15 protein-coding genes are annotated in these 20,129 nt (G+C 41.8%); 9 read left to right on the top strand and 6 right to left on the bottom strand.

Features of this window, described 5'->3' with window-relative positions:
- The first annotated feature begins 41 nt into the window (after positions 1-41).
- From JIG41_RS20830 to JIG41_RS20795, 8 genes are all read left to right on the top strand, one after another.
- Positions 42-881, top strand: coding sequence for a hypothetical protein (locus JIG41_RS20830; RefSeq protein WP_199525378.1), 840 nt, complete (start codon positions 42-44; stop codon positions 879-881).
- A gap of 74 nt (positions 882-955) precedes the next feature.
- Positions 956-1,564, top strand: a complete 609-nt coding sequence (locus tag JIG41_RS20825; protein ID WP_206770833.1) for a hypothetical protein — start codon at positions 956-958, stop codon at positions 1,562-1,564.
- Positions 1,564-2,154, top strand: a complete 591-nt coding sequence (locus JIG41_RS20820) for a hypothetical protein (protein WP_199525377.1) — start codon at positions 1,564-1,566, stop codon at positions 2,152-2,154. Before JIG41_RS20825 ends, JIG41_RS20820 begins: the two co-directional genes overlap by 1 nt.
- Positions 2,138-2,548: a DUF6950 family protein gene (locus JIG41_RS20815; protein WP_118844310.1), complete on the top strand. Its 411-nt coding sequence runs from the start codon at positions 2,138-2,140 to the stop codon at positions 2,546-2,548. Before JIG41_RS20820 ends, JIG41_RS20815 begins: the two co-directional genes overlap by 17 nt.
- Positions 2,541-9,689, top strand: coding sequence for a hypothetical protein (locus JIG41_RS20810; RefSeq protein ID WP_199525376.1), 7,149 nt, complete (start codon positions 2,541-2,543; stop codon positions 9,687-9,689). Before JIG41_RS20815 ends, JIG41_RS20810 begins: the two co-directional genes overlap by 8 nt.
- 16 nt (positions 9,690-9,705) lie before the next feature.
- Positions 9,706-12,675, top strand: coding sequence for a hypothetical protein (locus tag JIG41_RS20805; protein ID WP_199525375.1), 2,970 nt, complete (start codon positions 9,706-9,708; stop codon positions 12,673-12,675).
- The gene (locus JIG41_RS20800) at positions 12,665-13,318 is read left to right on the top strand and encodes a hypothetical protein (protein ID WP_199525374.1); all 654 of its coding nucleotides are present in this window, start codon (positions 12,665-12,667) and stop codon (positions 13,316-13,318) included. Before JIG41_RS20805 ends, JIG41_RS20800 begins: the two co-directional genes overlap by 11 nt.
- A 243-nt stretch (positions 13,319-13,561) precedes the next feature.
- A complete protein-coding gene (locus JIG41_RS20795; protein WP_118844314.1) occupies positions 13,562-14,035 on the top strand; it encodes a DUF3653 domain-containing protein in 474 nt (157 codons plus the stop codon).
- Positions 14,036-14,282: 247 nt separating this feature from the next.
- Here the strand turns inward: JIG41_RS20795 and JIG41_RS20790 are convergent, their stop codons facing one another.
- The 3 genes from JIG41_RS20790 to JIG41_RS20780 all read right to left on the bottom strand — a co-directional run bounded on the left by JIG41_RS20790 (position 14,283) and on the right by JIG41_RS20780 (position 17,141).
- Positions 14,283-15,161 carry a hypothetical protein gene (locus tag JIG41_RS20790; protein WP_199525373.1) on the bottom strand — a complete coding sequence of 293 codons (879 nt, stop codon included), beginning with the start codon at positions 15,159-15,161 and terminating at the stop codon, positions 14,283-14,285.
- A gap of 57 nt (positions 15,162-15,218) precedes the next feature.
- The gene (locus tag JIG41_RS20785; protein WP_199525372.1) at positions 15,219-15,374 is read right to left on the bottom strand and encodes a hypothetical protein; all 156 of its coding nucleotides are present in this window, start codon (positions 15,372-15,374) and stop codon (positions 15,219-15,221) included.
- Between the two features lie 195 nt (positions 15,375-15,569).
- The gene (locus JIG41_RS20780; protein ID WP_199525371.1) at positions 15,570-17,141 is read right to left on the bottom strand and encodes an ABC-F family ATP-binding cassette domain-containing protein; all 1,572 of its coding nucleotides are present in this window, start codon (positions 17,139-17,141) and stop codon (positions 15,570-15,572) included.
- Between the two features lie 245 nt (positions 17,142-17,386).
- On the opposite strand from JIG41_RS20780, the gene JIG41_RS20775 reads away from it, so the two are divergent.
- Positions 17,387-18,106, top strand: coding sequence for a metallophosphoesterase (locus JIG41_RS20775; protein ID WP_249406729.1), 720 nt, complete (start codon positions 17,387-17,389; stop codon positions 18,104-18,106).
- On the opposite strand, the gene JIG41_RS20770 is transcribed toward JIG41_RS20775, so the two are convergent.
- The 3 genes from JIG41_RS20770 to JIG41_RS20760 all read right to left on the bottom strand — a co-directional run bounded on the left by JIG41_RS20770 (position 18,095) and on the right by JIG41_RS20760 (position 19,895).
- Positions 18,095-18,466, bottom strand: coding sequence for a hypothetical protein (locus tag JIG41_RS20770; RefSeq protein ID WP_199525370.1), 372 nt, complete (start codon positions 18,464-18,466; stop codon positions 18,095-18,097). The genes JIG41_RS20775 and JIG41_RS20770 overlap by 12 nt on opposite strands.
- 168 nt (positions 18,467-18,634) lie before the next feature.
- Positions 18,635-19,207 carry a tRNA-(ms[2]io[6]A)-hydroxylase gene (locus JIG41_RS20765; protein ID WP_075593564.1) on the bottom strand — a complete coding sequence of 191 codons (573 nt, stop codon included), beginning with the start codon at positions 19,205-19,207 and terminating at the stop codon, positions 18,635-18,637.
- Between the two features lie 49 nt (positions 19,208-19,256).
- Complete coding sequence (locus tag JIG41_RS20760) at positions 19,257-19,895, bottom strand: sulfotransferase (RefSeq protein ID WP_180311603.1); 639 nt, start codon at positions 19,893-19,895, stop codon at positions 19,257-19,259.
- Between the last annotated feature and the right edge of the window lie 234 nt (positions 19,896-20,129).

The raw sequence follows: 20,129 nt of genomic DNA, 5'->3' as shown, positions 1-20,129 counted from the left end.
TGAGATTCGTGTAAAAAGGAATTTTTAAGCGAGGGAATGTAATGAATAATCATAATAAAAAACATATAAGGCTATATGTATTTTCTCTAATTTGCATATTTATAGTCGCCTTAATTATCTTCTTTATTAGATTTGACTTCAACTTTAACGCAACAATAGATAATTGGTTAAAGACTGCGAACTTTTTTAATTCCTTGCTTACTCCCCCATTGTTAGCAATCACCTCTATCCTTATTTTTCTAACTTGGGAAACCAGTAAGAGAGAATTAGAAACCACTAATAGCGCTATATCATTAGATATACAAATTAAGATTTATTCTGCAATGCTTGAATCATTCATCAGAAAATTAGACGAAGAAGTTGACCAAGATATAAAAGATAGAGCCTTCATCCGCTCTTGGAATGAACTCACTTCTGGGGAAGTCAATAAAATATCTAAGGATTTTCATGAAAAATTACTTCAGGACAGAGCTTCTAAGAGAGAGAGAAATTACCAACAACTATGTTTTCAAATTCCACTAACTCACAGATATTGCTTAAGCAATTATTCAAAAATGAACAGAATAATTGCAAGTGGCTCACAAATGAGTGCATTGGACATTTTAAAGCCAGTTTATAAAGATCATGTAATTGGAGAGTATCGTAAAAGCTCATCATTCACTAAGGAAAAAAAGCTCCCTACAATCAAAAACTTTATAGATTTGCTAGATTTTATAGAAAAACATAAAGAACAAAAGACATATAAAGAGCATTTAATAGACCTCTTTTTATATTATATTGACCAAGCTACTATATATGGTGTTAAATTTGATGTGGATATTGCAAAACATCCAGTGTACCAAATTATAGAAGAGTCTTTAGATCATAAGAACCCATTGTAAACTCCTTTCCAGCCGAAAGCTTATCTCCTAAATTTTATACTCGTTACCAGTGTTTTACTTAAAGCCTGGTAACGATGACAGTCCCACTTCCCTTACCCAAACGCCCTAAACGCTCTAACTTTAAGTTAGTGCCGAATAGCCAAGTGCATTTAAACAAAGCTAATAACGCCACTGAGGTGTATGACCTAGAAGGTGCTTATTGGGAATTTGAAATTGAATTAGCCAATGTGCCTGAGCGTGAAGCGTTGGCGCTTGATGCGTTTATTGCAAGCCTGCGTGGGCAAGTGGGTACCTTTACCCTATTTGATTATCGTCGAGAGCAACTAGATAAAGACTTTACTGGTTATGTACGTGGTGAAAACCAAGACGGCAATACACTGGTTATTGATGGTTTACCGCTAAACCAAACCTTGTTGGTTGCCGGCGAACGTATGCAAGTGGGCGTTGGCCAAAATACAGAACTAAAGATTTTAACCGGTGATTTGGTCAGTGATTCACTTGGCCGTGCCACTGTCGTGTTTGAATCACCCCTGCGTAAAATCCCTGCTGATAACACCTTAATCACCTTTAAACAGCCGCGTGGTTTGTTTCGCCTTGCGGATAACAACCAGGGCATCGATAGCGCTGAATATAAAAAAGGCATTGTCACCAGCTGGAAGATTAAAGGACGGGAGGCGTTTTAATGGAGTCGTTAAACGCTGGGTTACTCACTGATTTAGCCACTAGTGGTCGCGCCCGTTACTTTGTTCGCCTGGCATTTAAAAGCGGTGATGTATTACTGCATACGGGTGTGGGTGAACGTCGCTTTAAAAACCTAACCTGGCATGGCTTAGGCATGCTAGGCACCGTGAGTGAAATCCCTGCTAATGACAAGAACGACAGCGCCCGTATTCGCTTAACCCTTCACACGCAAGACACTGCCGTACTGGCTGAAGTCGCTGAAAACGACCCTATTGGCCACACCTGCGAAATCTACCTTGTTACCGTAGATGAACACTACCGCGTAAGCCAAAGTCAGTTGCTTGAAAGTGGTTACATTGTGGCGTGCGATGTAGAGCGCGGTGCAGTATCACAAGTGCAATTAAGTGTGGCAGGTGAAAGTGAGCGCTGGAAAGAATCACGCTTACACCAGCGCTGGAATGATGCCACACAACGCGCCCTCTTCCCTGATGATGCTTTTTTTAGTGAGCAAGCGTCTGCCAATAAACAAAACCTACCTGACACACAACCTGGTAACTACATAGGAAATAAACGCCGTGAACGCCACCGTTAAACTAGCCGCCTTTATAAACCAACGTAATTGCATGCCGTTTCAGTGGGGCAAAAATGATTGCTGCCTACTTGTGGCAGATTGGGTTCGCTTTGCGACAGGCCAAGACGTTGCTGCAGATTTTCGGGGTAAATACCGCTCTGAGAATGGTGCGTTTAAACAACTCTTTAAACGCGGTTTAAACGATGTTCAAAGCGTATTTAAAGACCGTTTAAACCCTGAAATTCCTATTGCGTATGCGCGCCGTGGTGATTGCGCCCTTGTTGAATTTAACGGTGAACTTGTTGGCGGGATAGTCACCGTTAATGCGGTGGTGTGTGTGGGTGAATATGGCCTAGTCACCAAACCTATGAGCTATGTGAAAGCAGTTTACCCATTGGAGCCGCGCAATGTCTAAAGTTGTCGATACCGTTGTAGATACAGGCGGCGACTTATTCGGCATTGGTCGCAGTCTCTTTGATAAAACGGTGGGCGCTCTGTGGGACTCGCTCACCCCTGATGTGCCTGAAGAAGACTTAGCCACACTTGCTAAGGGCTTACAAAAAGGCATAGACCAACCGCGCCGTATTACCTTTGGCCGTGACCGTGTCGGTGGTGTTATTGCCCACCAAGCTGAAGTTGAGCGCGATAAAAAGAAATTTGTTCAAATGGTGGTGCTGATTAATGGTGCCCCGATTGATGCCCTTGAAGAAATCTACATTGCTGATAAGCCATTGACTGAGTACCCAAGTGAAAGCTGGGACTATGAATTAAGCGATGGCCGCCACACAACCGCGAACAGTAAAGCGGTGGCTAAAATGGCAGGCTGGACAGCGGCACACATTGGGTATGGCCAAGCGCATATCTTTGTTGAGTTTGAAAATAACCGTGAAGTCTTTCCGGATGGTATTAGCGATACTGAGTTTTTAATTCGCGGTGCCCGGGTGTGGGACCCTCGCGACACAAATCAAAACCCTGATGATGAAACCACCTGGCTTTGGTCACAAAACGCGGTGTTATGTGCCCTGCACTATGTACGTTTTTATGGCGCGCATGAAGTCCCTTTTGAGCGCTTACCGCTTGAGTGGTGGATTGCTGCCATTAACGTGTGTGATGAAGAAGCCGAATTTACTGATAAAGACGGCAATATCACCACTGAGCCACGTTATACAACAAACGGCAGTTTTACCTTTACCACGAAACCCCTTGATGTATTAAACCAACTTGAATCCTGTTTTGCGGGTAAGATTTTTAGGCAAATGGGCCAATGGTATGTGCGTGTGGGTGCCTGGTATGGCAACCCGACATACACCATTAATGCAGATGATGTTCACGGGAACATTAAGATTAAATGGCATGCCGATTTACGCGACCGCGCCAATGTGGTTCGCGCTACATTTACCGACCCCGAGCAAAACTACGAGCGCACAGACGCGCCACCGGTAATATCTTCGGCATACCAGGCGCGTGATAACCAGATATTAGAAAAGTCGATAACTTTACCCTTTGTTAGAAGCAGTACCACAGCACAGCGCTTGGCTACTATTCACCTTGAACAAACACGCTTAGGTGAAATTGAATTACCACTTAAACACAAAGGTTTAGCCGCTGCAGTCGGTAGAACCGTTTACCTAAACTTACCTGGTGAATCGATTACCAATAAAATCTACCGTGTGACAGATCGTCGTTTTCGTTTAGATGGCGGCGTAACGTTAATGTGCATTGAAGATGGCCCAGGCTTATGGGGTGATAACTTAATACCAGGCGCACAAGATTTAACACCGAACAGTGATTATTTGGTGGGCCGTCCACAGCCTATTTTTGATGTACGGGTAACGATTGATGGCGATGGAAACGGCATTGTAAAATGGAACCACCCTACACCGCTTGCTGTGCATGAATACGATGTTGAGTTTATTAATACATCATCAACAGAACCTGTATTTAAAACAACGGTAACGTACACGCAAGTCACCATCCCTAAGCTTGCCCTTGGTGAATACACCGCACGTATTAGCGCTAGAAATATTTTTGGCCAACGCTCTGATACGGTCGGTGTGCAGTTTAGCGTGCTTACCCCATCGATACCTGTTGTACATGTACTTGCTGATTACAATCAAATCACCCTGACAGCCGAGCTTGCTGCTGCAGGCATTGGTACCCAGTTTGAATGGGAGTTCTTAGGGACAACCGCACAGCCGCAATCGGGTGAACGTGTTTTAGCACAGATTTATAACCGCATTGGTTTGAAGAGCGAAACGGAATACAACTTTAGAGTACGCAGTGTGAACCACTTAGGTTCATCCGCGTGGGTGGATGTATCGGCCACCACGACGACAGTCGACTTAACCGAGTTTATTAATGAGCTTCCCCTTACGCGTTTAAGCCAGGAAGCACAAAATTTAATTAACGATATTAATCAGCAAGTCGACCGTTTACGCCCTGAGACTGAAGATAATTTACCTTCGCTCATTACCAAGAATATCAATGCAATTACGGGTCTTGCTGAAAAAGTAGAGGTCATTGATGCTGATAACCCGAACAACTTACAAAGCCAGCTTGCACAATCAAACAGTAAAATAAATGAGTTAGAACGTGTTACCGAAGTATTGGATGCATCAAAGAACAACAGCCTCCCTGCACTGATTAAAATCAATCAAATTGCTATTGAAAGCCAGCGCCTACAGCAACAAGATTTAGGGTTAAGTGTTTTAAATGTGACGGCAGCCTATACCAATTGGCGCAATGAGTATGAGCGCAGAGCCTTTAACAATGAGCGTTTAATCGATGCAGCTGTGTATGTTGATCCAGATACCGGCACCATCGTTAACCGTGCATTTGCCTACACAGATGAAAGCTTTAACAGTGCGCAGCTACTTATTGAAGGCGCTGAAAGTAAAATCACGCTCAACGCGAAGCAAATAGCGCAATCACAAAACCGTATTACGCAAGCCGAAGCAACGTTAGTTATTCAAGCGGCCCAAATTAATCAACGGGCGACGTTTGCACAAGTTGAAGGCCAAATAGCCGGTGCCCTTGCGGCATTACAACCAGCCTACAGCTGGCAATTTAATACGGGCGTTGAAGGGTTTGCGGGTGCGGATAGCCACCATGCCCAAGGTTATATTGTGGCCACCAACCCCGTCTCTACACCTGTAATTAGCTACGATGCCACTGAAAACCCGATGTTTCGTATTCGCGTGCGTAAACACGCGGGTGCAACATGGAAAGGTAATATCAGCTTTAATGGTGGCGCTACCATGCTCCATTTACGTGAGCCAACAACGGATGACTGGGAAACATTGACCCTTGATGCAACCGGCACAAATGGGTATGTAGGCACAATTACCAGCCTTGCTTTTGATTTAGGCCCGTGTGATATCGACTCGATAGAAGTCGGAAAACGTGGCGCGAATGATTTAGCCCTTGCTGATATTACCGCGCGCACGACAACACTTGAAAATGATATCAATGCCCGTACCGGTATCATGGCGCAGTACGCAACAACAGCCTGGGTCAATGCGCTGGGGTTTCAAACACAAAGCAATGTACAAACCTTAATTGACTCGTTTAATACCCAATACAATATTAGTGCGGTTTTACAGGCGTTTTCAGACAACAACACCATTTTAAAAGCGAACGCTGCACAATCATGGATTGATGGCGCAAACGCCACTATACGCGACCAAGTTACCAGTATTCTAAACAATGAAGATGGCGTAAATCAGCGCATAGCGAGTGCCGAGCAAAGTTTAGATGCGATTAAAGGCGAAATCAGCCAAAGCGTAACGCAAATAAGCGGCCTTGAACTTGATGTAAAAGAGCAAGGTTTAGCAGATATCCTTCAAGCGTATAACCAGTTACAGCAAGACAAGGATTTAGCCGAGCAAGGCTATAGCTTAGCTGTTGCTAATGAAAAGCTAACGGCTGTTACGAATGACGTTGGCTCATTAGCGACGCAGCAATTAGAGTTAGCCGGTGCTTTTGCTCAAAACCAAGCCTATTTAACAAGCTTAAATCAAGCCTTTGCTAATGAACGTTCAGCACGAAGCAGCACCGAACGTGAGTTAAGAGCTGAAATTACCCGAGAAGGCGAACGCTCAGTTGCGCAAGCAAACGAACGGCTTGAGGCGACTGTGGGCTATTGTATCGATGCAGATGGAAACCACGTTGATGAAGTTGATGCCCTAGCCTGTATTGCCGCTGGCCATGAATGGGTAGCAGGTCCATTAGTTGAGCTAATTAACAACTACACAGCAGTATTTGTTGATGCGCAAGGCTTCCAAACCGCGTCTAACGTACAGCAATTCATTAGTACGTTTGACGGTGAGCATGGCATTACAGCAACAATCCAGCAAATTAACGATGACGGTGTTATTGAAGCTGCTAAAGAAGCCCAGCAATGGATCAACGCAGCGGATGGGACAATTACTAATTTAATTACTCAGTTCGTAAATAGACCGAACGGTATAAATGATTCAATCGCGTTGGCTGAAGAACAAATTCGCGCTAATGCGGATGACCTATCGACTGAAGTAACAGCACGTGAGCAATTAAGTGCACGGATGGGAGAAGCTGAAGCTGACTTAATATCGTTAGATGAAGCTATTATCACTGAACAGCAAGCCCGTGCCAGTATGGGATCGCAACTTCGCATCGAGTTTCAAAACCAAGACTTAGCAATGCTGGCTACGGCAAACGAGTTTACCCGTGCAGTCACGGGCTATTGTGTTGATGCACAAGGCAACCGTGTTGATGAGGATGATGCCATTGCATGTGAAACAGCTGGCCATACGTGGGTTGATGGTCCAGCCGTGCAACGAGCCGTTGAAATTAGTGCTGCGTGGGTGACGCTGCAAGGGTTTCAAACACAAAGTAACGTACAGCAATCACTTAATACGTTTGATGCAACATATAAAGTCAGTGCTACACTGCAGCAATTTTCAGATAATGACACACTCCAAAAAGCAAACAATGCCCAGCAATTCATAAATGGTGCGGAATCTTACATAGCGCAGCGCATTACGGCGTATAACGCACAAGAAGACGGTGTAGACGCCAAGTTTTCAGACGTACAAGAGCGCTTAGATGCCGCTGAGGGCACAATATCAACCAGTATTGTGCAAATTCAGGGCTTAAACCAAGCTCAGCAAGCAACCGACTTAAACGCCGTTATTGCAGCATACAATGCACTCCTCAGCGATAATGAATTAGCGGAGCTAGACGTAAAAGCCGCATTCGCGAATGAGAAGCTGCAAGCCCAAACCACAGAACTTGAAAGCTTGGCACAGCAGCAGCTTGAACTTGCCGCGTTATTTAACGACAGCAAAGCAATTATTACGAGCTTAAACCAAGCGGTATCTAACCAATATCAATCGAGTGTAATACGTGACCAGCGCTATCAAGCAACGTTTGATAATGTTAGCGCTCGCTTTAGTGATGTAACTTCGGCGATTGCGACAATTGATGAAGCGAACACACTGCGTGATCAAGAGTTCGAATCGTTTGTTGCTGACACAATCGCGCAATTTGATGAAGTGGCCGAAACCTTTGCAAGTCAAGACCAAGCTTTTAGTACCCTGCAGCAAACGCTGACAGCCAAAATCAATGACGATACCGAAGCAGCCAAAAACGAAGCTATATCAACATCACAAGAGTACACCCGTACTGCCGTTGGTTATTGTGTCAATGCTGAGGGCCAAATCACCAATGAAAATGATGCGGTGCAATGTGTGGCGGATGGTGGTTCCTGGGTTAAAGGGCCGCTTGCTGAGTTTATTGCCAACATGCAAATCAGTGATGGTGACAGCAGCGCCAGCATTAAACAGCTACGCCAATTGTTTACAACAGTAGACGGTAAACTGGTTGCGCGTGGTGGTTGGACGCTCGATAACAATGGTCGCGTTGTGGGAATAGCCGGTTATAACGATGGCGAAGTGGGCAACCTAGATTTAGTGGGTGATGTGATCCGCCAAGGTGTGATGATAGGTGAGACCTTTGTACCAACCTCATACGTTGATAATTCAGACCCAGCTAACCCTGTTCATACATTCAAAGGCCGTTTAGTACTGGGTGACGGCCACACTGTTAGCAACCTTGACGATATCAAAGCGCAAAACGGCAAAGATGGTATTACCCCCACATTATCAACTAATCCTGATGGTTCTTACACAATTAGCAATGGCACAGATAGCATTACTATTCGTGATGGTGAAAAGGCCCCAATCCCAACAGTAACTAATAATGGCAATGGTACCTACACGGTAACCGATGGCAGTGGTAACAGCGTTGTTGTTAGGGATGGCGAAGACGGTTACACGCCCATTAAGGGGACTGATTACTTTGACGGTAATGATGGCAGCTTTGTTAGTTACATATTTAGAGCTTCAGTATCTAAACCTATCCTACCATCGGGAGGTTCATTTGACGGTACAACAGAATCATTCCCAAGCGGTTGGAATGATACCCCCATCTATGTAAGCGGTCAGATCACATGGGTATCTAAAACGAGGTATCGCATCGTAAACAATACTTGGACTAAGACGGAATGGTCTTCGCCTGTTGAGTACATAATACAAGGTGAAAAGGGCGATAAAGGTGACAGCGTAAAAGGTGATGCTGGCGCGGATGGTAGTCGAGGTGCTGGCCGCTACTTCATAGCAACAAACGATGGTGTCTGGTATGACATCACTGCAAAAAACGCGGTACCAGATCAAACTCCTGTTTTAAACGACATTGTTACTATTTACAAATCGAATGATCCCAAAGTCGAAACGACTAAACGATTTAATGGTACTTGGTGGGTAGAATATGCCCTGCACGTGCATGGCGATACACTCATTGATGGCACAGTTGATGGGCGTGTTTTCAGAGCAAACACCCGCATTGAATCACCGCGTATTGATTTGATAGGCACTAACTTTATGAAAATAGAGTTAGCAAGTGGCTTTGGACCTGAAAACTTATGGTACTGGTATGGCCCTAAGTTTATGAAGAACGGATTGCCAGATTTAAGTATGTGTACCCGCGCAAACGCGACGGAATGGAAGGATACTAACGGCAACAGTTTTACTAGAGGCTCATTCATTGCGGGTTCGTTAGAAAGTAGCGTTACGACTTCGCATTTAGTTAATAACCCAAGCCGCGAGCTTGAGATTACATCAAATGGCAACACAATAAGTTTCGCGGTAAGTTATAGCCATCGCAGAACACATTACGGACCAACTAATGGCGACCCTACGTCTGTCAACTGTCCATCAACACAACAATTTCAGCCAACAAGTGGAACGCTCTATTTAGAACGTTGGAACGGTAGTGGTTGGACGGTAATTCAATCTCAATCATTTTCAGGTAGTTACAGCTGTACTGATGGCTACTTTGAAGCTGAACAAGGCACTCCAAACGTGCCCTACATTGCATCATCATCTTCAAATAAATCATTTACAACAACACACCGACCAGGCTCTGGCTATCAAAAATACCGAGTTAGAGCGCAAGTTAATAATTTTTATGCTGTTTCGGGCGTAGGACAATACCTGTCACTCGCTGCGAGCGAATAATTTAGAGGACTAAAGAATGGCAGCATTTACAGCCGAACAGGCCAGTATAAATAACGGCTCTAAAGTCGTACAAATCAACAGTGGCGAGAGTATCGCCAATATACGTAGCGGTGACTTTTTAGTCCTTGCAGGCTTTATAGTTGAAATAAACCGCGCATTTGTGGGCGCAGCAAACGAGCAGCTCATAGAGCTTGTAAAAGCCTGGTCACATAGCACTCAGAGCAATCAACCATGTATAGTTATACCTACAACAGCCGAATTCAAAACCGTTATTGCGGCATTAAATGAAGCCAACGCGCTTGTAAATAACAATTATAAAGCGATGCAAGATTGGCAAACTAAAATGGGGAACGTAACGTTTACCAACAAAGATGGCACAACGACAACAGTTAAAACCCTCAAGCAGATTGAAGCCGATAACGCCGCACAACTGGATGCGTATCACCCCTACCCGTGGGCCATGCGTAAGGTCGAGTTTGAAGCTCGCCGTGCAGCTAATACTGAAAAGTTTGCTGCAAGTGGGTTTGTGCATTTTGGTAAGCACAACAGCGATACCGAGAGTGTAAATCAAGGGCTAAGTCCAAGACCCCTAAGTAAAAGTGAAAACCGTTTATATCTGGGCCGCGAGTCTATATTAAATGTTGGGGGGGATTCTAAATCAAAAACACCCGTGATTAATATTTCAGGTGTAATTACAAAGTTGAGGCAAGATAACTCTGACGGGTTTTCGGGCGCTTATTCTTGCCCCGTGAAATTTCCACCCGAAGAAGATGGTACTCGTACTTATGATAGCGCTACGGGCACCAGTGTTAACCATGCCACAGCTGCAATCGCGTTTGCAAGTGAAACTGAAACCAATAAGGTTGTTACTGACCGCGTTGATATGTGGGGTTTTGAAGCCTTCTTGCGCGAGATTAATGATCCCGACCCATTTGTTTATGAATATGGGTTAATTCAAAGCCAAGCAACCAATATTAATGGCGTTACTACTGTCAGTGATAATGTACGCCCTGTTACGTATTTTGCATGGTATATAGGTGATACAACTAGCCGTGGTAAAGGTGTTAACTGGCAAACAGCTACCGAAGCACAGCGCATAGCAATTGCAATTGATCCTAAAAACAATATCTACTTTGATGATGCCACGGGTAAATTTTATCAATGGTGTGTCCGAGGTCGTAGTTTTGCGGGGGCGGGTAATGGTGATTGGAATGCAATTGATACCAGTACAGGCTCATCCGCAAACTATCTGTTTTTTGACGCTAAGTATAGACCCGAAGTTCAAGGGCTTGCAGATTCAGCGAGTACCCTTGGTGAAGTCGGCCCGCTAACTTATGGTACAGGTAATGCTACAGGTATTTCTTTAAATGCTAAATCTGATATTGCTATTTATACAGGGAGAACAGTTGGAAATAGAGCGGTGAATGACGAATGTTACTTTTTGGTTTGTGGCACCGCGAGTAGGTTGAATAAAGGAGCATATCACCCTTTTAATCCATTAGGTTCTTCAAGGTTAAACTCTACAGTATCATCCTCGGCGGGACGATATTGGCATCAGTCAGAGGCTATCATACCAACAAATAAAGCAGATCTTTTTAACCCAGTTGATGGGGGGGCTGACAATACAAGTGCAGGATACACAATAGGCTCAGGAAATATTAATTCGGGTTTCTCTGGTAGAGAAGATGGTAAGCTTTGTGATGCTATCTATTCAAGCGGACAAGGTGGTGTTTGTAGAGATATGCGCTATAAAGCTTCGGGGCTAAATGATGTTGATTTCGCTGAGGCTGATTTAAGTATAAAAGATGGCACTTATCGAGGAAGAGAGTTTTTAAACATAACACAATTTTTGACCGAAACCGTAACAGTAAGCGCCCCAGCCACTTACAGCTTAGCAAATAACAACACAACCTCTTTCTCAACCTCTGCTTCGGATAATCCAAGGAACACCACAACCTTTGTATTTGAAAACAAGGGTGCTACCCATTGGATACTTGTAGGTGATAATAATCAAGCCATGGTTATAAAAAGGGTAAACTTCCTATCTAACTATGCTGCTTGGCCCTTCTCTAACAACGGGGCTTATTTATATGGTTCTGGAGATATAACTAGTGAGTTTAATTCTAAATTCCCTATAGACACAAAATTATGGATAGGTGCTTATTATCCCAAAGATGTTGAGATATCCCACAAATACACACAGCTTGATGTAATAGGTGCTCCTTTAGATATCCTCCTTTGTGATGATTTAAAAGGTGGTTGGAGTGGTGGTTGGATATCTGTTATTCCAGACGGAACTAGCAAAAAATTCCCCCTTACTAGACCTTTAGTAGAACAACTCCCTTTACAATCCACAACAGATGCTGGTGTTACGTGGACGAATTACAATGCTTGGACTTCCTTAGCCTATTTTGATTCTATTAAAGATGAATGGTCACACTCTTTCCCTTCAAATGCTGTGTATCTTATTAATTACACAACTAATGCCTTATCTTGTAAACCCAGTAGTAATTACAAGCCACTAGGTGGGCTAAAAGGATTAGGAGGGGTTTATGTTACGGCTTTTGCTGACGGTGACGGTGGTCATGCTAACAGCGGTTTCTTTTGTCAGGGGCTTATAGGCAAAAGGACAACAACAAAAACAACAGCAGCTTACCCATCAACAAGTATGTTAACAAGCGTTAGTATTGGATCAGGGGGTTCTCTAAAATTACCGCTTCCTATACATACCAGTATCTCTCTAGGATCAGCGAGTGCTCAAGCGGTTGGGGTTAAGGCACTGAACTATAACTTATCTGATAACCAACAAGGTTTTATCAACTACGCATACACAGAGCTTAAGCACAATGGCACGGATTGGGGTGATGATGGCAAAGTTCATATCGCCGATAACCAAACCACAATGCTCGACGAAAATGGTAACACTGTTTTAGTTGGTACAGCTCGTTGTGTAGAACCATTAGGATGGATTAAAAATGACAAATAAACTCGAACCAATATTAGATTTTATCGTTCTCGATGATGAGAAAAATCCCGCTCTTAACGAACAAGGTTTGCCAACGTTGCTACAAGGGCCTGTAGGCGCGAAAAATATTTCAGAACTGATAGCAAAAGGTAAAACGGATAACCTTCATAAGTTTGCTGAGATTCAAAGTGAAACTGAGCAATGGCAATGGGCTAGCGCCTATTTCAATTACTTAGTTGAACTAAACGAAGTTGAACAATACAACGCTAACTTACCCGAGCCGGTTGCAAATGAAGATGGAAGCATAACGGAAGCAGAACCTAAGCCTTTACCTACAGCACCAGAGCGACCAGCGATAAGAACGGTCGGTGAAGTACTTGAACCCTACAAAGTCACTATTTTTAAACTTGAGCGCCAAAGCCAAATTGATAATGCGATTGTTGAAATATCAACAGGCAAAAAGTTCGATGCCGACGAGCTGAGTATTACGCGACTAGCCAATGCACTTATCAAACATTGGCAGTTAGGTGATTCAGATATTATTCCTTGGTCAACTGCTGATGTTGGAACTGGAATAATGATTGATTGTACGAAAGCCGAAATTATAGAAGCACATCAACTAGCAACTGATAACTTTGCTCAAACATGGGCTTTAAACAGCTAAGCCCTTCTTTAAGTTTAAAGGTAGTTTAAATCAGTTTTAAACTGCCTTTAAATCACTAACCTTACTCTGAATTAATTAAAACTTGCCTTATTTAACATAATTAAGCAATTCTAAAATCTTACGTCTTTTTTTCCAAAAACAATCGGCGGCTTACATTGAAACCCCTTTTAGCAATCTAAAAAAATCATCGTTATTTTTTCCGCGCAGGCTCAGCCTACATACGTTCGTCAAGGATTAAGGATAATGACTAATTTTAAGCAGTTACTTTTTAGAGCTGGGTTTATGAGTTTTGGGCGATTAGATCGCCGCGCAGCAATGGAATTTCTAACTATAAATACGGAGCGCACTCTCGAACGCTGGATAGCAAAAGATAACCCCTGTCCAAGGGCGGTAAAATTATTGGAACAACGGATTAATGGCTCGGTGTCTAGACATACATCATGGAATGGTTTTTATATTTGTCGCGATGGTTACTTATGGACACCAACCGGCAAACGATATGACTCTAATTTCATCAACAAAATTGAGTTCTTACAACGCTCTGTTCGCTATAACGAAAGCCATGTAGATGCTCTGCAAGCTCAAATTGCACACCTGTATGACTTAGTTGAAGCCAGTGAAACACTAAAAATCATTGGTAATGACTTAATCAAAATGAGTGACCAGCTTGCTCTAAAAGATATTGTTTTGAAGTACGGAGATAAGAAAACAGCATAAAAAGAGGCCTGTAATATGGCCTCTTTCAATTTATTTACTTTTTTTCTCGTCGTTAAACGCTCTTGAGCGTGGCGCTACTGGTGGAGTTGGCGGCGGCGGCGGAGAATCCTTTGTTGCATCTAACATTTCTTACCCTTTTTTCTCATTTATAATTTTACTTCTAGCCGGTGGCTTTCCATTTTCTTTTATTACTCTGGTATCAGGCGGCAAAGGCCTAACCGGTGGCGGTGGCGGTACCCTTTTTGGCTCATTTACTTTCAATTGACCCTCCTAGAGATTGTTGTCCCTGTTGGTTATTCGATTTAGTTTCAATTTTCTTTAATGTTCTTTCTAATATTTCATTTAACTTTAATGTTAACTGATAAAGCCTAATACTTTGTTCGCTAGTAGCTTCAATTGAATTTAAATATAGCTGATTTATTTGATATTGCTGATTTACAACTTCTACTAGCTGTTTCTTACTCATTTCGTCACTTGATAATTGAAACTTCTGAAAAATAGCATTTGTTTTATTTAGCTCACTAGAAACCGATGTATCTTTAATCAAAATTTCTTTTCTTGGTGAAGATGTATCAAGATCATTAATTACAAATATTATGCTTGCTATTATGAATGGCACTGCTGAAAATAAGAGCCACCTAATAGAATTATGTAAATACATAAACCTTGTTTCATTTGCTAAAGAATTATTTGTCGAACACTCTGTTAGTTTACTGTGATAAAAATCACTCATAATCTCATTAATTTTAGGTACTTCCTGACTATTTTCAGGGTAATTTTTATTGTAGTCTTTCACCTCTGAAATATATTTCATCATTTGACTGTAGTAACTGTTTATTTCGTCTGAATTTGGTACAGCTCTATACTCAGTCCCCCAAAATGCGCGGACTAAATAATACAAACCTTTTAAAGATATGAGTATGCTAATTATTGATAACGTAAGAAATGATGCGATTGCAACCACACTAGAATTAAAATCCAGAACCCGCCACATATAGAATATTATGGAATAGCCAGTAAAGAATATAGCAAAGTTAATTTGAACTCGGGTGAATGTACTTTCCCTTATATTCAGCTCGTGAAAATATAGCTTTTCGAAAAGGCTAGTTAGATCCTTTTTATTCATATTAAAGTTCCTTCTTTTTAATTAAATCTAGCCTTGTTTTTTAAATTTTACAATAGTTTATTCTAGTGCATTCGAAAGTGCCTCAACCAATTCATCATCAAGTTTGTTTTCTGACTTGCTAGCTAAGTGCTTAGCCGTGGCTAAACACACTCGTTTTATATATGCTTCGGTTAGTAATTTAACTACTAAATATTTACCTAATGTCGCTATCATAATTTGTCCTGTAATTTCGTTATATCTTCACCATGTTTTTTGATGACTTGCTTTATCCAAGTAATATCTGTTTTACTGCGGCAACGGTGGCGAATGCGCCACCAATTTGAACAATAACAATGAAAAGCAAGTTTATTGAGTTTGCACCGATGGCCATACCCTACCCCTTGGCCGCTATCGTTATAGTTTCAGCGTTTATAATGCAATTTTCTTATGACAACCAATTCCCTCTATAAAGTACTGGTCATGGCTGACTATGATAAACCCGCCATTAAATGCGTGTAATGCATCGGCTAAAAGCTGTTTTGATTCAAGGTCTAGGTGATTATCGGGCTCGTCGAGTAACAAAAAAACATGCTTTTCAATATGGCTTACGATACACATTGCGAGTTTCATTTTTTCGCCACCACTTAACTGTGCGGCTTGTTTATAAACGTCGTCTTTTCTGAAGTTTAAACTAGCAAGGAGTGTTCGGGCTGTATTGTGGGTTAACTCGCGGCAATAGAACATTAGATTATCAAGCAGGGTTAAGTCATTATTTATTAATGAAAAATGTTGGTCTAAATAATAGAGTGGTTGATTAACATGTATCTGCCCTGCTCTAACTGGCAATTTAGCCATCATCGTTTTTAAAAGTGTTGATTTGCCGGTGCCATTGGCGCCCGATAAATGTATTTTTTCATCATTATAAAGCGATAAATTTAAGGGGATGTTCGTTCCATACTGCAATACAACGTTCTCGAGTGTTACTGCTTTTTGGCGTTTAAATTCTGTTTGATTTAAATAGAACTGTTGGGGTTTTATTTGCTCAAGTTGAGATATAAGCACTTGTTTATTTTTAGTGATTTGCGCCTCTCTTTTTGCTGCGTTTTTACTTTGCGATGATTGATTTGCTGAGGCTCTGTCTTTTTTAGCATCTTGAAGTACTTTGGGCTGGCTGCCTGATTTTTGAAGCTTTGTGCCTTTATTCGCGCGTTTTTCTGCTTTTTGCTTATTAACGTGCTGTTGAGCTTCAAGCTTACTTTGTTGTTTTGTCGCTGTATTAAGCTTGTTTTCTAATGCTGTAACATGTTGCTGTTTTTGGCGGGTGTAATCTGTAAAGTTGCCACCATAAACAACTAACCCCAGTGAAGATAGTTCCCATATTTCATCAACAATTTCTAGTAACTCTCGGTCATGGCTGATCAGTAGTATTTGCCCTGGATATGATTCAATTTGATTTTTTAACCATGCTTTACCGTGATTATCTAAATGATTTGAAGGCTCATCGAGAATCAAAATATCGTGCTTTAAGGTAAATAAAGCCCATAATTTTAATTGACTGAGTTGCCCCCCACTTAAGGAATTCGCACGCGCAGTGGCAGTGATGTTTTTAAGGCCTAATTTATTTAATACAGAATTAAAGCGTTGTTCTAAATCCCAATAACCATCCACTAATGTTAAGTCGTGTTCTGTGAATTGGCCTTCATTAATGGCCTGTAAGGCGTTGAAGTAATGATCAAGCCCTATAGATTCAGCAACTGTGAGGGTATTTAACCGTTTAATGTCGTCGACTTGTTTATATATACCCATTACGCCGCTGCTGTTTACTGTTCCTGACGTTGGTGAGCGCTCTTTACAAAGTAACGATGCTAAAATTGATTTACCACTGCCATTGCGACCAACAAGTGCGGTTGTTTTTGCTGTTAATGACAGTGTTATATTGTTAAACAGACGTTTGCCATTGGCATGCTGAAAGCAAAGGTTAAAAGCGTGAAGTTGTGGCATAGAGCCTCCTGTATTACAGGGGCAGAAAGCGTTAGTAACGCAAAGACAATTTACGCGTGTAAAGTGATAGTGAGCAACGCCTACTAACCCTGTTGGTCCAAAGAAAAAATGAAATTGGATAACAGGTTTAGTTGTTCATGTTGGCGCGTGCTCCTAAATAATGAGACTAGATAATATCCAGCCCTTGCCAAAAAGGCAACGAGTTATGTTAGGCTAATATTCATAGAACGTGAAAGGAATGCATTTTGAATTTAGTTAATTGCCAAGCCATTCTCAATAATACTGTGCAAGTAAAACTGACACTTGATGCTAAAAAACGTGTTTTTGTTATTGGTGATTTAGATGCCGACCTACACAAGTTTGAACGTGCGTTAGCATCGGTAAATTTTAATGCAGCGAACGATATATTATTTGCACTTGGCGATGTTATTGATAGAGGTGCACACAGTGTTGCCCTATTACAGAGGTTTAAAGAGCTGGGTGTTTATATGACTCTGGGTAATCATGAACATATGATGCTTGAATCAGTTCTTGCACAAGATAGTGGTTATCACGCGTTATGGGTTGAAAATGGCGGGCATTGGCATTACGAATTAAGCGAGGCTGAACGTGTGGATGTTTGCCTGCAACTCCTTAATTGCCCTCTTTCTTACCTTATTGAATATGCAGGCATGACGATTGGTTTGTCGCACACGGTGCCACAAAATTGGCATTGGCAAAATATTCCTCGCAATCATTCTCAAGCCGTTACCGGCTTACTTTGGGATAGAGCTATTACAAAACAAGGTAAGGTTTTGCACAACCAAGGCGTCGACTTTTCTATTCATGGCCATAACTCGACCCCTCTGCCCTATTGGATTGGGAACACTTATCACATCGATACAAATTATTTAGGCGGTGAGCCAACACTTGTCGAGCTCAGTTCTTTAATAAGCGACTTTAAACAAGCCCAGTCAATGGATTGACGCAAGTTCAGAGGGAATGTTTTCTTCGAGATACTGCTTGTACTTATACCTTGCGTGCCAAAGCTGTTCATCAGATTCTTGCAGGTAAATAAGTGGACCGGTATTTTTCTTTGCTAAACTGGTTAGTTTAGAATATTCACGGGTATCGATTTTGCCATCGCTAAAGTAACTATTTGAAATAGTTAGAAACTCATCGTCTTTGTACACTTCACTGTGCCAAATAAGAGAACGATACATACTGGCGGTTATTTCGGTTGGCTTTTCGTTGCTCTGAAAGATTTTCACTTCAGAGTAAATTGAGTTACCCGTAATTACGATACCAATTAACGATAGCGTTGTGAGAGTCATCATCCATTTCATGCTTTTATCCTCACTATTGATTACTTTAACTATAGGAGGAAAGCGAGATGTTTGATGTTTATTTAATCAATCACAGTTTGAAAAAGTATTTTCAAAATGCTTAATTACTGTTTTGTAAGTACCTATTTTGTGCATAGGACTCACTGAGCCCTATGCGCGTGATACCATTTAGTGAAGTGCGGCTGTAAACGGAATGCTTTCACAGATTTTGGCTTCAGCAATAAGAATTTCTTCTAGTCGTGTATCTACTTCATGCTTGTCGAAATACTCGTAGGCAAGTTCGACAAATAAGTTTTTATGCTTTTCTTCAGATTTTGCGATGGCCACATAAAACTCTTTTTCTTTGCCAGCAGGTAGCGCTTCGGCAACTAATGAAAAGCGTTCATGCCCTCTTGCTTCAATAACACCCGCAACGAGTAGACGATCCATTAAAAACTCGTCGCGGCCATTTCTGAATAAGCCACGAATTTGCTTAATGTAAGGGTCTTTTTGATCGTTACCCAATGAAATATCGCGTTCCATTAATAGCTTGAGAACTTGCTTAAAATGAATCATTTCTTCAAGCGCTAAGTCGGTCATAGCTTTAACAAGTTTACGACGATCTGGGTAATGCGACAGCATTGACATAGCCATACCCGATGCTTTCTTTTCAGCGGCAGCATGGTCTTGCAAAAAGGTGTTGAAGTCCGCTAAGACACCTTCTGTCCATTCAAAGGGAGTGTGATATTTTAATTCAAACATGATAAGGAACAACTTAACTTATAATGGCGGCGATTTTAACGCATTTTGGTTATAAAATCTTGTGATTGTAACCAAGGGATTTATCTATTTTTCCATTGCGGGTTGAGGCTATTTTGTCGGGGTGTTTTATGTCATTCCAAGCCGTTACTTTACCGGCCATATTCAGTTGTTTAAAAACAATTGGTTGCTCGGTTTGTAAAAATGCTTTGAGTGCGTCAGGGCTATGCTCGTCTGCAACATCAAGTGTTAATAGTTGCTGTTTTTTATCACTAAAATAGTTTTGCACTTGCTGTTGATGCCGCTTGTAACATGCAATAAGGTACTCATCTGATTCGATATCTGCCAGTGTGTAGTGGCCAAACACCTCTAAATAACAGCGTTTTAAATGGCTATTAAAGCCGCCATCTTCGCGCATTAAATTAGTATGCATGCGCGCAAGCAGTTGTCTTATTGAGGGGATCCATTTTGATAAATCACGCTGCAAATTAATAAAAATACTGTTTGGGTAATGCTTATCAAGTAACGGAAACTCACTAAAGACGGGAGTGTCAGCTATAACCTCTGCACTTTCAATTGCCGCTTGTGTATACGCTGTGTGGGCCGTTTTATAGCCTAATTGTAAAAAGCTATGGCAAATACTGGTAGTGCCTGTGCGCGGCAGACCTATTATAAAAATTTTATTCTTCATCTTAATTCGTATTAATTATGTTGGCATGAGCACTGGGGTTGCTTAATGAGTGGCGTTTTAACCCAGTCATTTTAGTGTCATTGCTAACGTTAGCAATGACATATATGGACGCTCCCTTGAAGTCAAGACGAGCTAATGTATAAACATCAAAATTGATGCCTTTATTTTATTATCATGTATCTCATATCACAGTAATGATGCGTCACAAGCTTGCTGAAAAGCAAAGGTACTGAC

Source organism: Pseudoalteromonas sp. bablab_jr011 (assembly GCF_016464045.1).
Taxonomy (GTDB): domain Bacteria; phylum Pseudomonadota; class Gammaproteobacteria; order Enterobacterales; family Alteromonadaceae; genus Pseudoalteromonas; species Pseudoalteromonas lipolytica.
The sequence above is the reverse complement of the archived record's forward strand: the minus strand, read 5'-3'. Positions and strand labels throughout refer to the sequence as shown.

What these genes read in the sequence shown, in the direction of transcription:
- JIG41_RS20770 (WP_199525370.1), bottom strand. Translation starts at nt 18,466, where the DNA reads ATGAAATGGATGATGACTCTCACAACGCTATCGTTAATTGGTATCGTA.
- JIG41_RS20820 (WP_199525377.1), top strand. Translation starts at nt 1,564, where the DNA reads ATGGAGTCGTTAAACGCTGGGTTACTCACTGATTTAGCCACTAGTGGT.
- JIG41_RS20765 (WP_075593564.1), bottom strand. Translation starts at nt 19,207, where the DNA reads ATGTTTGAATTAAAATATCACACTCCCTTTGAATGGACAGAAGGTGTC.
- JIG41_RS20795 (WP_118844314.1), top strand. Translation starts at nt 13,562, where the DNA reads ATGACTAATTTTAAGCAGTTACTTTTTAGAGCTGGGTTTATGAGTTTT.
- JIG41_RS20780 (WP_199525371.1), bottom strand. Translation starts at nt 17,141, where the DNA reads ATGCCACAACTTCACGCTTTTAACCTTTGCTTTCAGCATGCCAATGGC.
- JIG41_RS20800 (WP_199525374.1), top strand. Translation starts at nt 12,665, where the DNA reads ATGACAAATAAACTCGAACCAATATTAGATTTTATCGTTCTCGATGAT.
- JIG41_RS20760 (WP_180311603.1), bottom strand. Translation starts at nt 19,895, where the DNA reads ATGAAGAATAAAATTTTTATAATAGGTCTGCCGCGCACAGGCACTACC.
- JIG41_RS20790 (WP_199525373.1), bottom strand. Translation starts at nt 15,161, where the DNA reads ATGAATAAAAAGGATCTAACTAGCCTTTTCGAAAAGCTATATTTTCAC.
- JIG41_RS20785 (WP_199525372.1), bottom strand. Translation starts at nt 15,374, where the DNA reads ATGATAGCGACATTAGGTAAATATTTAGTAGTTAAATTACTAACCGAA.
- JIG41_RS20810 (WP_199525376.1), top strand. Translation starts at nt 2,541, where the DNA reads ATGTCTAAAGTTGTCGATACCGTTGTAGATACAGGCGGCGACTTATTC.
- JIG41_RS20825 (WP_206770833.1), top strand. Translation starts at nt 956, where the DNA reads ATGACAGTCCCACTTCCCTTACCCAAACGCCCTAAACGCTCTAACTTT.
- JIG41_RS20805 (WP_199525375.1), top strand. Translation starts at nt 9,706, where the DNA reads ATGGCAGCATTTACAGCCGAACAGGCCAGTATAAATAACGGCTCTAAA.
- JIG41_RS20830 (WP_199525378.1), top strand. Translation starts at nt 42, where the DNA reads ATGAATAATCATAATAAAAAACATATAAGGCTATATGTATTTTCTCTA.